Raw genomic sequence first — 14,878 nt, forward strand, 5'->3', positions numbered from 1 at the left:
GAGGAGGTTGTCATATCGGAGAGCTGCGAAATGTGTCGGACGGCGAGCCCTGGGCAGGCACTTCAGGCCGGTTTTGACGGAAAGGAAGTCGCGTCATCTGGGAACGGTGGAAGTGGCTGCTGGGCCATACCGTTCCAGGGAACGCATGAGAGTGAGGAGAAGGAGGCCCCACGGAGGGTCCGGAGGTTCGAAACAGCGCGGGTGACGCGAGGGACGACTCGGTCGTTGCACAGAGCGGGCAGATCCGTCACCTGAGCCAGAACATCTATCATCAGGGCTCTCCGGGAGGGGAGGGTCTCGGTACACCCTCTGCTGGCGGCCACCGTGCCGCACACGATGAGCTCGCAAGAACGGAGTTTCCTGGCCGAGCGCGCCTCAGGTACGCGGGCGTACTCCGATGTGGTTCACGGTGAGGACCGCCGCCTGCCGAGAGCCTGAGCGCGTGGCCTCGGGGCCGGGGGCCTCGAACTCTGCCTACTATGTCTAGCCATGCGTATTCTCGTGGTCGAGGACGATGACCGGGTGGCCCGCGGGCTGGTGACCGCGCTCCGGGCGGCCTCCTTTGACGTGCAGCGGGTGGCCACGGCCGAGCGGGCGCTTTCGGCGCCGGCGGCCGATGTGGTCCTGCTCGACCTCGGGTTGCCCGACGCCGACGGGATCGACCTGTTGCGCAAGCTCCGGCAGCGGCCGCAGACGGCGATCATCGCGGTGACCGCGCGGAGCGAGGAGCGGGACCGGGTGCGCGGGTTGCGGGCGGGTGCCGATGATTACGTGGTCAAGCCCTTCGGCGTCGCCGAGTTGCTCGCGCGGATCGAAGCGGTACTGCGGCGGACGCGGTCGGCGCGTGCCGAACCCGAGCGGGAGGACCCGCCGTTGCGGGTCGGGCCGCTCACGCTCGACGTCAACTCCCGGGAAGCGCGGGTGGAGGGCGAACCGCTCCCGTTGACGCGCAAGGAGTTCGATCTGCTGCGTCTGCTGGTGGAGCGTGCGCCCAGGGTGGTGGCCCGGGACCAGATCCTCGACCAGGTGTGGGGCGCCGCGTGGGAGGCCTCCTCGCGGACCCTGGACACCCATATCGCCTCGCTGCGCGCCAAGGTCGGTGCGGTGCCGCGGATCCGTACGGTGCGCGGGGTCGGCTACATGCTCGACGAGGCCTGAGCCGTGCTGCGGCGGCTCCTGACGATTCTGCTGCCGGTCGCCTTCGTGCTGGTCGTGGCGGTGCTGGCACCGCTGGGGGCGGTCATCGCCCAGCAGCAGACCCAGCAGGTCTACGTCGACCGCCTCGCTGACGCGGGGCGGTTCGCGGCACTGGCCCGCACCGCTCTGGAGACCGACCGGGGCAACGCCCTCACCCAGGAGATGGCCCGGTACGAGCAGCTCTACGGCATCCCCGCCGTCGTGGTCGCCCCCGACGGAAGAGTGGTGGCGGGCTCGGGCGACCGTCCCCGGATGCGGGAGGTGGTCGCCGAGGCGGCCGAGACCGGTGGGATCACCGCGGCCCTGGCCGGGGAGCGCCCGGAACCGCCGACCACGGTGTGGCCCTGGGAGTCGGCGCCGCTGGTCGTCGCCGAACCCATCGGTCGGGACAGCGAGGTCGCCGGTGTCGTGGTGCTCGTCTCGCCCACCGACGAGCTGGCAGGGGCCATCCTCGGCACGTGGGGGTGGATGGCGCTGTTCAGTACCCTGCCGTTGGCTCTCCTGGTGTCCGCGTCCATGCCGCTGTCCCGCTGGGTCCTGCAGCCGATCCGCCGACTGGACGAGGCGACCACGGCGGTGACCTCGGGTGACCTGGACGTCCGTGTGGACGCCGAGAGCGGTCCGCCGGAGCTGCGCCGGCTCACGGACTCCTTCAACACGATGGTGGAGGTGGTGCGCCGCGCCCTGGAGCGGCAGCGTTCGTTCGTCTCCGAGGCCTCCCACCAGCTCCGCAACCCGTTGGCCAGCCTGCGGCTCTCGGTGGAGAACCTTGCGCCCTACCTGAAGAGCCCGCAGGCGCGGGAGGCGCACGAGGTGGCGATCGACGAGACCACCGTCATGCACCGCATGCTGAACTCGCTGCTGGCCGCGACCCGGCTGGAGAGCGTGACCGGTTCCGAAGTGGTCGAGGTCGCCGGGCTGGTCGACACCCGGGTGGCGCGCTGGAAGGCGCTGGGTGAGTCCCGCGGTATCGAGGTGACCACGGACCTGCCCGACCACGTGTGGGCGCACGCCCCCGCGGGCGGGTTGGGCAGCATCCTCGACGAGCTGGTCAGCAACGCCCTGCGGCTGTCCGGCGGCACCCGGATCGAGGTGCGCGCCGAGGACGGTGAACAGGTGCGGATCGGGGTGCTCGACGACGGTGTGGGGTTGCCGGAGGAGGAGCGGGAGCTGGCCCTGGGCCGCTTCTGGCGTTCGCCCAGCCACCAGAACACCGAGGGCACCGGGCTGGGGTTGGCGATCGTCGCCGACCTGGTGCGGGAGTCCGGCGGGCGGCTCACGCTGGGCGACGGTCTGGCCCAGGACGGCAGACGCGGGTTCGGTGTGGTGATCACCCTGCCCCCGGCGGATCCTCCGGCCCTTGAGGAGGGCTCGGAGGACGACTGAACCGCCTGGGGCGACTCAGCCCGGTGGCGGGGTGTCGGACCCCTGGGAGGCGGGTTTGTTGTCCCGGTACCAGCTCTCCGCGCCCGGGTGCAGGGGTACGACGCCGGTGGAGATGCCGGTGCGCACGTTGATCTGCGCTGCCTCCGGCCGCTGTTCGGCCACCCGGGAGGCGCCCGTGTACACGCTGTCGGTCACCACGTAGACGAGGTCGTCGGGCAGGTCGTTGCGGCACAGGAGCAGGTTCGGTATGGACATCGTGGGGCAGGCCGCGATACCTGTGTACGTCGTGGCGGGGATGGTCGCCGGGAAGTACGCCTCGGGGTAGACGGATGCCATCTGGTCGGCGGTTTCGGCCAGGTCGACCAGGCGCAGCGCACGGAGTTCGGCGAGTTCGGCGATGGCGGGCGTGGGCAGGCCGGTCAGGGAGAACATCGCGTCGATCTCACCGGAGTCCAGGGCCTGGGCGGAGTCGGCCTGGTCGAGCCTGACCACCTCGGGCCGAACACCGGTGACGTCGATGATCTCGTCGACGGTGAACTCGGTGCCGGAGTTGACGGCGCCGATCGACACCCTCCGGCCCTCCAGGTCAGCCAGCCGCCGGACCGGGGACTCCTGGGTCACGACCAGGTGCACGAAGCTGTCGTAGAGTCGGCCCACCGCGCTGACCATCGATCCCGGGGCGGCGACGTCGGTGTCCAGGCTGGAGTCGAGGCTGGACAGCCCGAGGTGGGCTTCGCCCGCGTCCAGGAGGATCAGGTTGTCGTGGGAGGCTCCGGTCTCCACGGTGACGACCTCTTGGTCGGGCATCCGTTCGTCGAGTAGTCGGGCCAGCTCCCCGCCGATCTCCCGGTAGACGGCTCCCGGCGGCCCGGTGGCGATCACGATCCGGCTGAGCCCGGGGGCGGGGCTGCGTGTGCAACCGCCCACGACGACCGAGGTGAGGGCTCCGGCGGCGCCCAGGAGGGCGGCCCGTCTGGTGGGTCCTGTCGGTCGCATACTCGCAGCTTAGACGCGGTGAGGCGTGGGTTGAGCGGACGAACCCACATCACCTTGTGTCCCGTGACATATACCGAACGTGGCTCTATGTCAGAGGAATCCCAAGAAATGGAGAGTTACTTTGCGCACACCACCCTGTGAGCTCACCATCTGTGAGGTCAGGACGTAATCCGGAGGTAATCCCGCAGCAACGCGCGGGTCGCACCTCCGAAGACGGGCGCCTCGCGGAATCGGCGCGCAACGGAGGAGGAACCCATGGCGACCCCGCAGGGCGTCGACGCCCCCGACACGTCGTCGGTCAAACGCGAGGAGAGGTCCTCGCACGTCATGACCCGCGGCCGGATCGTCGGCCTCGCCCTGGGCCCGGTGCTCGCCCTGGTGATCTACCTCCTCATGCCGGAGATGCCGCTGCCGCTCGGCGACGGCGAGACCGAGGAGGTCCTGTCGGTCAACGGAGCGGTGGTCGCGGCGATCACCGCCTGGATCGCCACCTGGTGGGCGACCGAGGCGATCCCGATCCCGGTGACCTCACTGCTTCCGCTGGTGCTCTTCCCCCTCATGGTGGACGGCACGGCCATCGGCGACGTGGCCCCCTCCTACGGATCCGACACGATCTTCCTCTTCATGGGCGGCTTCATGCTCGCCCTGGCCATGCAGAAGTGGAACCTCCACAAGCGCATCGCCCTCACGATCGTCTCCAGGGTCGGATCGAACACGGTCGGCCTGATCGGTGGCTTCATGATCGCCACCGGCTTCATCTCCATGTGGGTGTCCAACACCGCCACAGCCGTGATGATGCTGCCGGTCGGCCTCTCCGTCATCGCGCTGATCGCCCAGTTCCGGGGCGGCCGCACGGACGCGAACTTCGCCACCGCCCTCATGCTGGGCATCGCCTACGCCGCCTCCATCGGCTCCGTCTCCACCCTCATCGGAACCCCGCCCAACGTCCTGATGGTCGGCTACCTCAACGACATCCACGACATCCAGATCGGCTTCGGCCAGTGGATGATGGCCGGCGTGCCGCTGGCGGTCATCTTCATGCTCATCGCGTGGTTCGTGCTCACCCGCCTCTTCAAGCCGTCCATCAGGAAGGTCGAGGGGGCACAGGAGCTCATCCGCGACGAGCTCGACCAGATGGGGCGGATGTCCCGCGGTGAGAAGCTGGTCCTCGCGATCTTCGCCTTCGCCGCGCTGTCCTGGATCTTCGTCCCGATGATCGCCGACATCGAGCGGGTGGCCTCCGTCGCGCCGTGGCTCGGCAGTGTGAGCGACGCCGGCATCGCGATGACCGTCGCCGTCCTGCTCTTCGTCATCCCGGTGGACAAGAGGACCCAGCTGCTCGACTGGGACACCGCGGTCAAGCTCCCCTGGGGCGTCCTGCTGCTCTTCGGCGGCGGCCTGGCCATCTCCGCCCAGTTCACCAACTCCGGCCTGAGCTCCTGGATCGGCGGGCAGGTCTCCTTCCTGTCTGGCGTGCCCGTCTGGGTGCTGATCATGGCTGTCGCCGCACTCGTCCTCTTCCTCACCGAGCTCACCAGCAACACGGCCACGGCGGCGACCTTCCTGCCGATCATGGGCGGTGTGGCGATGGGTATGGACGTCGACGTCCTCGCCCTGGTGGTCCCGGTCGCGCTCGCCGCCACCATGGCCTTCATGCTCCCGGTGGCGACCCCGCCGAACGCGATCGCCTTCGGGTCGGGCTACGTCAAGATCGGCGAGATGATCAGAGGCGGAGTGTGGCTCAACCTGGCCGCCCTCCTGTGCGTCTTGGCCACCATGTACGGGCTGATGACCTGGGCCCTGGGGATCTCCCTGTAGGCCCACCGACCACGGGCCGCGCGAAGTAGAGAGCGGGCGGCCCCTTCCCCGGGACGGCGTTTCACCTCTCCCGAACGCCGTCCCGGCACTCCCACGGGCGCTCCTCCCGGTTCCGTCATCGTTCACCGGAACCAGGAGGGGCGCCCTGTTCGTGCGCCCGGGGGACGGCGCGCCCCGGTGTGAGCTCCCGGCCAGGCGCGAAACACACCGAAACACAGGGAAACCCAGGCTTCACCGTGCGACAGGGTTCGTGAAACACGGGCTTCCTAGCGTCTGGGCCCATGGACACACCGATGTATACACGGCCGACCGGCGCCGAGGAGGGCACCCTCTCCCGACGCGACCGTGTCTACGCCCTGATGCGTGAGGAGGTCCTGAGCGGCCGCGTCACTCCGCACACCCGCCTGGGCGAGGTCCGCCTCGCCGAACGCTTCGGGGTCTCCCGCACCCCCGTCCGCGAGGCCCTGGCCCGACTCCACTCCGACGGCCTGGTCGAGCGCCGAGACAACGGCTTCTACGTGGCCGTCCCCAACCTCGCCGAGCTGCGCGACCTCTACGAGCTCCGGGTCGCCCTCGAACTGCGCGGGATCGCCCGTGCCATAGAGGACCGGGCCATCCGGCACGACCCGCGGATCCTGGTCGCCGAACTGGAGCGCTGGGAGAAGCTGAGCGCCGATCCCCCCGAACCCGACCCCTCGTTCGTCCTCCTCGACGAGGAGTTCCACGCCGCCCTGTCCCGGGCCTCCGGCAACGGCGCCCTCACCGAGTCCCTGATCTCGGTCAACCAGCGGATCCGCCGCGTGCGCATGTACGACTTCCTCACCGAGGACCGGATCACCTCGACCATCAGCGAGCACCTCCAGATCGTCGAGCACCTGCGCGCCGACGAACTCGACGCCGCCTACCGCGCTCTGCACGAGCACGTCGGCGCGTCCATGGAGGTCGTCCTGGAACGCGCCCAGCGCGCCCTGGTCCAGATGGCGCTGCACTCCGACCTCTACTGAACCCCCGCGCCCTCCACCCCTCGCGATCCCGACCGCCAGCCTCAGCCTCCGACCAGAGGGAGAGCCCCGTGTTCGACTCCGTGCTCGTCGCCAACCGCGGCGAGATCGCCTGCCGCATCATCCGCTCCGCACGTGAACTCGGCCTGCGCACCGTCGCCGTCTACTCCGACGCCGACGCGGGCGCGCCGCACACCCGGACGGCCGACGAGGCCGTCCGCCTCGGCCCGGCCCCCGCCGCCGAGAGCTACCTCAACATCGAGCGCGTCCTCGCGGCCGCCGCCGAGACCGGTGCCGGTGCCGTCCACCCGGGCTACGGGTTCCTGTCCGAGAGCGCGGAGTTCGCGCACGCCGTGGAGGCCGCCGGGCTGGTGTTCGTCGGCCCCGAACCGCGCCACCTGGAGGAGTTCGGCGACAAGCACACCGCCCGCAAGGCCGCGGCCGCCGCCGGGCTGCCGATGGTGGCGGGCAGCGAGACCCTGCCCGACGTGGAGCAGGCCCTCACCGCCGCGGAGCGGATCGGCTACCCGGTGATCCTCAAGTCCACCTCGGGCGGCGGCGGGATCGGCCTGCGCCCCTGCTTCGACGAGGAGGCGCTGCGCTCCGCCTTCGATCAGGTCAGCCGGATGGCGCAGACGCACTTCGGCGGCGGCGGGGTGTTCGTGGAACGCTTCGTGTCCAGGGCCCGGCACATCGAGGTGCAGGTCTTCGGCGACGGCCACGGCAACGTGGTCACCCTCGGAGACCGCGACTGCTCCCTGCAGCGGCGCAACCAGAAGGTCGTGGAGGAGGCGCCCGCCCCGGGGCTGCCGGACGCGCTGCGCGCCGAGCTGCACCGCACCGCCCGTGAACTCTGCTCCGGGGTGTCCTACCGCAGTGCCGGGACCGTGGAGTTCGTCTACGACGTGGAACGGGGGGAAGCCTCCTTCCTGGAGGTCAACACCCGCCTCCAGGTGGAGCACCCGGTCACCGAGGAGATCACCGGGGTGGACCTGGTGGCCTGGATGCTGCGCCTGGCCCGCGGCGAGGACGTACTCGACGGTGTTCCGGCTCAAGGGCCGGAGCGCGTCGGCCACGCCGTGGAGGCCCGCGTGTACGCGGAGGACCCGGCGCACGACTTCCGGCCCAGCTCCGGGCTGCTCACCCGGGTGGAGGCGCCCGCCGACGTCCGCGTGGACGGCTGGGTGGAGACCGGACAGCGGGTGACCAGCGACTACGACCCCATGCTGGCCAAGGTCATCGTGCGCGGCGACGACCGCGAGGACGCCCTTGGACGACTCAGCCGGGCCCTGTCCCAGACCCGGATCGACGGGGTGCAGACCAACCTGGGGCTGCTGCGCGCCCTGAGCGCCCACCCGGACGTGCGCGCCCTCGCGCACACCACCGCCACCTGCGGCGGCGTCGGCGACCCCGAACCGCGCATCGAGGTGGAGCGCGCGGGCACCCTGACCACCGTCCAGGACTTCCCGGGCCGCACCGGGTACTGGCAGGTGGGCGTACCGCCGTCGGGCGCGATGGACGACCTGTCGCTGCGCCTGGGCAACACGGCTGTGGGCAACCCCGAGGGCACCGCGGGCCTGGAGTGCACGATGGAGGGCCCGGCGCTGCGCTTCACCCACAGCACGACGGTGTGCGTGGCCGGCGCTCCGGCCGACGTCACGGTGGACGGCGAGCCGGTGCCGCAGTGGGAGCCGGTGGTCGTGCCCGCCGGGGCGCTGCTGGACGTGGGACCGGCGAAGGGGCCGGGCATGCGCACGTACGTGCTGGTTCAGGGCGGACTGGACGTCCCCGAGTACCTGGGCAGCGCGTCCACGTTCACTGCCGGTGAGTACGGCGGGCACGCGGGGCGGGCGCTGCGGCTGGGTGACGTGCTCAGGGCCAACCCGCTCCCCGCGAACCCACCCGCGACCGCCCCGGTCCCCGACGCCGACCGCCCCGACTTCCGGGCGCCCGCGGACGCTGGTGACGGGGACGGCACGCACTGGGACATCGAGGTCTCCGAGGGCCCGCACGCCGCACCTGACTTCCTCACCCGGGAGGGGCTGGCCGACTTCTACGCCACCTCCTGGCGGGTGCACCCGCAGTCCGCCCGCAACGGCGTGCGGCTGTCCGGGCCCAAGCAGACCTGGGCCCGCCCGGACGGCGGCCAGGCCGGGCTGCACCCCTCCAACGTGCACGACACCGCCTACTCCATCGGCGCGGTCAACCTCTCCGGCGACACGCCCGTGCTGCTCGGCCCGGACGGGCCCAGCCTCGGCGGGTTCGTCTGCCCGGTCACCGTGGTGAGCGGCTCGCGCTGGAAGGTCGGCCAGCTCCGCCCCGGCGACACCGTCCGGTTCCACCCGGTCACCGAGGCCGCCGCCGAGAAGCTGCACACCGCCCCGGTCTCCGCGCCGCTGCTGCGCTCCACCGGGGCCGACGGCGACGACGGCGTCCTGGCCCGCGTCCCCGCCGGTGAGGGCACCCCCGAGGTCACCTACCGGCGCGGCGGCCACGACAACATCCTGGTCGAATACGGGCCGATGGTGCTCGACCTGGGGCTCCGGATGCGCGTGCACGCCCTGATGGCCGCGCTCGACCAGGCCGCGCCCGCCGGGATCGTGGACACCACCCCGGGGGTACGCTCGCTGCACCTGCACACCGACCCCGAGGTGCTGCCGCTGCGCACCCTCCTCGGTCTGCTCCAGGAGATCGAGGCACAGCTTCCGCCCACCGCCCGGCTGCGGGTGCCCAGCCGGACCCTGCACCTGCCGATGTCCTTCGACGACCCCTCCATCCACGAGGCCATCGCGCGCTACGAGACCGGGGTGCGCGACGACGCGCCCTGGAACCCGGACAACATCGAGTTCATCCGCCGGATCAACGGCCTGGACTCCGTGGACCAGGTGCGGGACATCGTCTTCGACGCCTCCTACCTGGTGCTGGGCCTGGGTGACGTGTACCTGGGCGCGCCCGCCGCGACCCCGCTGGACCCGCGCCACCGGCTGGTCACCACCAAGTACAGCCCCGCGCGGACCTGGACGCCCGAGGCGGGGGTGGGGATCGGCGGCGCCTACCTGTGCGTGTACGGGATGGAGAGCCCCGGCGGCTACCAGCTGATCGGGCGCACCGTGCCGATCTGGTCCGGGCTGCGCCAGTACGGCCGGTTCGAGCCGGGGACCCCGTGGCTGCTGCGGTTCTTCGACCAGATCACCTGGTACCCGGTGGAGCACGAGGAGCTGCTGGACATCCGGGCCGACCTGCTCGCCGGACGCCACGAGCTCCAGGTGGCCGAGGGCGAGTTCGTGCTCGCCGACCACGAGCGCTTCCTTGCCGAGAACGCCGACTCCATCAAGGAGTTCGAGCGTAGGCAGGCCACCGCCTTCGAGGAGGAGCGGCAGCGCTGGGAGGCCGCGGGCGAGTTCGAGGACAAGCCCGAACCCGAGCCGGTGGCGCTCGCCGGGGAGCTGGAGCTTCCGTCCGGTGCGTCCCTGGTGGAGGCGCCGCTGTCCGCGAGCGTCTGGAAGGTGGACGTGGAACCGGGGGAGACTGTCGAGGAGGGGCAGCCCATCGTCCGCCTGGAGGCCATGAAGTTGGAGGTGGTGGTTCGGGCGCCCTCGGCCGGAACCGTCGCCGAGATCCTCGTCAGCCCCGGCCAGCACCTGGACCCGGGGCGCGCCATGGCCGTCATCACCCGAGGAGAAGCCGCCTGATGCCCACGCCCACCGAGCCCACACCCACCGAGCCCACACCCACCGAGCCCACACCCACCGAGCCCACACCCACCGAAAGAGTGCACGCCGCCTACCGTCGGATCGCCGAGGCTGACCGGCCGGAGGTCTGGATCACGCTGCGCCCCGAAGGCGAGCTGGCGGTGGAGGCCAAGGCGCTGGAGGAGCGCCTGGCCTCGGGTGAGACGCTGCCACTGGCGGGAACGCTCGTCGCGGTCAAGGACAACATCGACGTCGCCGGTCTGCCCACCACCGCCGCCCACCCCGGTTTCGCGTACACACCCCGGGAGAGCGCGACCGCCGTGGAGCGGCTGGTCACGGCGGGGACGCTGGTGCTCGGCAAGACCAACCTGGACCAGTTCGCCACCGGCCTGGTGGGGACCCGCAGCCCCTACGGCGCCGTGCGCAACGCCCTCGACCCCACCCGGGTCTCCGGCGGCTCCAGCTCGGGCTCGGCCGTGGCGGTTGCCCTGGGGATCGCCGACTTCTCCCTGGGTACCGACACCGCCGGCTCCGGCCGGGTGCCCGCCGCCCTGCACGGGATCGTCGGCCTCAAGCCGACCCTCGGCCTGGTCCCCAACACGGGGGTGGTGCCCGCCGCCAAGCCCTACGACACCGTCACCGTCTTCGCTCCGGACCTGGCCACCGGCCAGCGCGCCCTCGCGGTGATGACCGGTCCCGACCCCGAGGACCCGGCCAGCCGACCCTGGCCCGCCGACGTCCGCCTGGCTCCACGCGACCCGGCCCGGGTCGCGGTTCCCACCACCGAAGGCCTGTCCGCGCTCAGCGACGCCGAACGCGAAGCCTTCCACAGGGCCGCCGCCCGGCTCACCGACGCGGGTGTGTCGGTGGAGAGCGTCGACATCACCCCGCTCCTGGAGGCCGCCCGGCTGCTCTACGACGGCGCGCTGGTCGCCGAACGCCACGCGGCCGTAGGCGAGTTCCTCGCCGCGCACCCCGAAGGCGCCGACCCCACGGTCGCCGGGATCATCCTGTCCGCCGCGGAGCTGCCCGCCACCGCACTCGCGGCAGACCAGCACCGCCTGACCGCTTACAAGGCGACCGCCCGCGCGCTCCTGAGCGGCTTCGACGGCCTGCTGCTGCCGACCACCGTCGGACACCCCACCCTGGCCGAGGTGGCCGCCGACCCGGTGGGGGTCAACTCCCGGCTGGGCACCTACACCAACTTCGTCAACCTCCTGGACCTCGCCGCCGTCGCCGTTCCCGCCGGTATCGCCGACGGCCACCCGTTCGGGGTCACCGTGGTCACGAACGCCTTCGAGGACCAGGTGGCCCTGGACCTGGCCGGACTCCTCAACGAAGAGGAGCCCGGCCGGGTCCAACCCGCCAACGGCCTGGAACTGGCGGTCTTCGGCGCCCACCTGCGCGGCCAGCCCCTCAACCACCAGCTCACCGGACTCGGCGCCCGCTTCCTGGAGGCGACCACCACCAGCGAGGACTACCGACTGTTCGCCCTCGCCACCACGCCGCCCAAACCCGGCCTGCTGCGGGTGAACAGCGGCGGTTCGGCACTGCGCTGCGAGGTCTGGTCGATCTCCCCGGCCGGACTCGGCGCGTTCCTTGCTGCTCTGCCCGCCCCCATGTCCCTCGGCGCGGTCACTCTCGCCGACGACCGTACCGTGGTCGGCTTCGGTTGCGACCCGGCGGCTGCCGAGGGAGCCGAGGACATCACCCACCACGGCGGCTGGCTCGCCTACCGCGAGTCCCTCACCTAGCCACCCCTCCCGCAACCCCCTGGCGCCGAAGGCCCCGCCACCCGGCGGGGTTCTTCGGCGTGCCCGCGGGCAGCCCTTCGGCTGCCTTCGGCCGGTGCGGGGACGGTGCGCCACGGGGACGGTGCGGGGTGGTGCGAGACGGTGCGCCGCGGGAACGGTGCGGGGTGGTGCGAGACGGTGCGGTATGGTCCGGGGCCCGAAACCCGCGCTCGGAACTGTCCGCTGTGTCCCCAACCTCCAGACCCCCGGTGATCTTGCTACCAGGGGCAAGTTCGGCGCCGAACTCGCCCCTGGTAGCAAGATCTACTGGTTCACCATGGTGGGTGTCGGGAGGGTTTCGACGGGAGCCGCCCGGCAGCGGCGCTGGGGTGACTCCAGCAAGATCTGTCCCGCGTGGACCTATCGATGACCTGTCCACCAGCGCTCGCAGGCCAAGGCCCTGGCCGCGGGAGTGACCTCATAGAAGCCTGTGCAGCCGATAACTCACAGTAGATCTGTCCCCCGGGCCAGGGCCCTGGTAGTCGTCCCGTTCCTGACCAAGAGGAAGCAGGACACCACCATGGTGACAGTGGGTATCGATCCGCACAAGGACATGCACCAGGCCGTCGCGCTGGCCCAGGACGGCACCCGCCTGGGCAGGGCCAAGAAGGTCAACACGGGCCCCCAGGCCCTGGGCCAGCTCTTGGCCTGGATCCGTGCCCTGGCCGCAAACAGCCCGGTGCTGTGGGCCATCGAGGGCGGCCCCGGCCTGGGCCGGGCCCTGGCCGACGCTCTGCTGGGGGCGGGCCAGGAGGTGGTGTGGGTGCCACCGCGTGCTATGGCCGCCCACCGCCGCCTGGGCGGGCCGGTGGGCGCCAAGTCCGACGTGATCGACGCGGTGGCCATCGCGCGTGCGGCCCTGGCCGACCCTGGCCTGGCCCGTCACCGGATCGACCCGCAGGTGCGGCAGGTGCGTGTGCTGGTGAACCTGCGCCAGAACCTGACCGATCAGCGTGTGGCCCTGACCAACCGGGTGCTGGCGGCGGTGCACATCGAGCTGGACCACCGTCTGGGCCAGGGGGCGTTGGCCACCCGGGCCAAGGTGGGGCGGGTGCGTGCGCTGGTGGAGGGGGCCGGGTTGGACGAGATGGTGCGGTGGGCTCTGCTGGAGCAGTTGGAGGAGATCCACACCCTGTTCGTGCGTGCGGCCGAGGTGGAGCGGCGCCTGAAGGAGTTGGTGGAGCCGTTGGCGCCGAACCTGTTGGGGATTCGTGGTGTGGGTGTGGTCTGGGCTGCGGTGTTGCTTGCGCAGGTGGGGGATGTGTCGCGGTTTGCGACCTCGGCGAGGATGGCGCGGTGGGCGGGGAGCGCGCCGATTCCGGTGTTTTCCTCGGGGCGGGATCGGCACCGGTTGCACCGGGGTGGGAACCGGCAGGTGAATCGGGCGTTGCACTCGATCGGGGTGGTCCAGGTCCGGCTGGGTGAGCCAGCGCGGGAGTTCGTGCGTTCCCGGGAGGGGGCCAAGGGCACCAAGGGTGCGTATCGGGCTTTGAAGCGGCATCTGGTGGATGTGGTGTATCGGGCGATGGTCGCTGATCAAGTGGTGAGAGGGCGGGCTGAGGTCTGTCTTCAACCCGCCACTTGACATAGAAGCGTCATCCCGGGAGAGGGGGCCGAAACAGCCCCTGGCCAGTCACCGCTCGCGATGCGCTTTCGGGGCTGCCTGCTGACTCGGTCGACCGAGGGTTCGGCCCGGGTGGGCCGGATCACCGACGACACGGCTGACCCCTGGATGCCCGGCATTCGCACGGGGCCTGGCTCCTGGCGGCCGAGTTCACCAGGGGCGTTCTCGTCGGTCACCGTTGAACGGGATGTTCTCCGGGGAGCCACTCTCCGCTCACCCCACCGTGGCTGTCTCCCACCAGCATGGGCCTTCGGAAGATTTCGGACGGAGGGTTCCTTGGACGCCGAACCGCGCGACGGGGCCGATCTCGCGAGGATCGCGACCTTCCACGAAGGGGAGGTGGCGGTCGAGCGGGTCGAGCTCTCCCCCAGGAAAGCGGGGGAGATCGATCTGACGATGCTCGCCGCCGCCGTCTGCGGGTCCGACCTGCACACGGTGCTCGGGCACCGCCCGGCCCCGCCGCGGACAGCCCTCGGCCACGAGGGGGTGGGCGTGGTCCACGACATCGACCCCGACGCCAAGGACCTGCGCGGCACCCCGCTGCTCCCGGGCGACCGGGTGGTGTTCGCGCTGTTCGACGCCTGCGGCACCTGCGACCGCTGCGCCGACGGGCTCGCCATGAAGTGCCGCTCGGTACTCAAGTACGGCCACGAGTCCGTGGACCGGGAGCCGCGCGCCACCGGAACCCTGGCCGACCGCGTGCGCCTGCTCCCGGGCGTACCCGTTCTGCGGGTCCCGGACGGCCCCGAGGACACCCTGGTGGTCTCCGCCGGCTGCGCGGTGGCCACGGCGGCGGAGATCGTCTCGGCGGCCGGACCGGAGGTAGCCGGCCGCGCCGTGCTGGTGGTGGGCGCGGGCGCGGTCGGCGCCTACTGCGTCGCCATGTTCGCGGCCATGGGATGCCGGGTGGGCGTGCGTGAGCCCTCGGCGGAGCGCCTGACCCTGGCCGAGAGCCTGGGCGGCGGCCCCGACGCCGAAGGCCCCTACCCCGTGGTGGTGGAGGCCTCCGGCCACCCGGACGCGTTTGTCGGCGCCTTGGACGCGGTGGACGTGGGCGGTCGCCTGATCGCCGCCGGTTCGGTCAGTCCGGGCGCCACCGCGGTGACCCTGGATCCGGCCCTGCTGGTCACCCGCAGGATCAGTGTGATCGGGGTGCACAACTACACCCTGGAGAGCTTCGTCCGGGGCGTGGACTGGCTGCTGGAGCACGGCGACGGCCTGGACCTGGACCGGCTGCTGTCTCCGCCGGTGCCGCTGGCCGAGATCGCGGACGGGTTCGCCCTCATGCGCGGGGGCGGATTCGCCCGGGTCCTGGTCCGCCCCTGACCCGCTCCCGGACACGACGGAGCCCCGCCACCCACTCGGCGGATT

General features: G+C 71.5%; 9 protein-coding genes. 8 read left to right on the plus strand and 1 reads right to left on the minus strand.

The window, feature by feature from the left end:
- The first annotated feature begins 489 nt into the window (after positions 1 to 489).
- The gene (locus HNR07_RS26530; RefSeq protein WP_017579077.1) at positions 490 to 1,158 is read left to right on the plus strand and encodes a response regulator transcription factor; all 669 of its coding nucleotides are present in this window, start codon (positions 490 to 492) and stop codon (positions 1,156 to 1,158) included.
- Positions 1,159 to 1,161: 3 nt separating this feature from the next.
- Complete coding sequence (locus HNR07_RS26535) at positions 1,162 to 2,583, plus strand: sensor histidine kinase (protein ID WP_184367484.1); 1,422 nt, start codon at positions 1,162 to 1,164, stop codon at positions 2,581 to 2,583.
- A gap of 15 nt (positions 2,584 to 2,598) precedes the next feature.
- Here HNR07_RS26535 and HNR07_RS26540 read toward each other — a convergent pair whose 3' ends face one another.
- Complete coding sequence (locus HNR07_RS26540) at positions 2,599 to 3,579, minus strand: TAXI family TRAP transporter solute-binding subunit (protein ID WP_184367487.1); 981 nt, start codon at positions 3,577 to 3,579, stop codon at positions 2,599 to 2,601.
- A 255-nt stretch (positions 3,580 to 3,834) separates the two neighbouring features.
- Between HNR07_RS26540 and HNR07_RS26545 the strand changes: the two genes are divergently transcribed.
- From HNR07_RS26545 to HNR07_RS26570, 6 genes are all read left to right on the plus strand, one after another.
- Positions 3,835 to 5,397, plus strand: coding sequence for an SLC13 family permease (locus HNR07_RS26545; protein WP_184367506.1), 1,563 nt, complete (start codon positions 3,835 to 3,837; stop codon positions 5,395 to 5,397).
- Between the two features lie 281 nt (positions 5,398 to 5,678).
- Positions 5,679 to 6,401: a GntR family transcriptional regulator gene (locus HNR07_RS26550; RefSeq protein WP_184367509.1), complete on the plus strand. Its 723-nt coding sequence runs from the start codon at positions 5,679 to 5,681 to the stop codon at positions 6,399 to 6,401.
- 68 nt (positions 6,402 to 6,469) lie between these two features.
- Entirely contained in the window at positions 6,470 to 10,090 is a 3,621-nt protein-coding gene (uca, locus tag HNR07_RS26555) for an urea carboxylase (protein ID WP_184367512.1), read from the plus strand.
- Positions 10,090 to 11,844: an allophanate hydrolase gene (atzF, locus tag HNR07_RS26560; RefSeq protein WP_184367515.1), complete on the plus strand. Its 1,755-nt coding sequence runs from the start codon at positions 10,090 to 10,092 to the stop codon at positions 11,842 to 11,844. The genes uca and atzF overlap by 1 nt, the downstream gene beginning before the upstream one ends.
- A gap of 559 nt (positions 11,845 to 12,403) precedes the next feature.
- A complete protein-coding gene (locus HNR07_RS26565) occupies positions 12,404 to 13,468 on the plus strand; it encodes an IS110 family RNA-guided transposase (protein ID WP_184366136.1) in 1,065 nt (354 codons plus the stop codon).
- A 315-nt stretch (positions 13,469 to 13,783) separates the two neighbouring features.
- Complete coding sequence (locus HNR07_RS26570; protein ID WP_184367517.1) at positions 13,784 to 14,833, plus strand: alcohol dehydrogenase catalytic domain-containing protein; 1,050 nt, start codon at positions 13,784 to 13,786, stop codon at positions 14,831 to 14,833.
- Positions 14,834 to 14,878: the final 45 nt, after the last annotated feature.

This window comes from Nocardiopsis metallicus (assembly GCF_014201115.1).
In the GTDB taxonomy this organism is placed as follows: Bacteria; Actinomycetota; Actinomycetes; order Streptosporangiales; family Streptosporangiaceae; genus Nocardiopsis; species Nocardiopsis metallicus.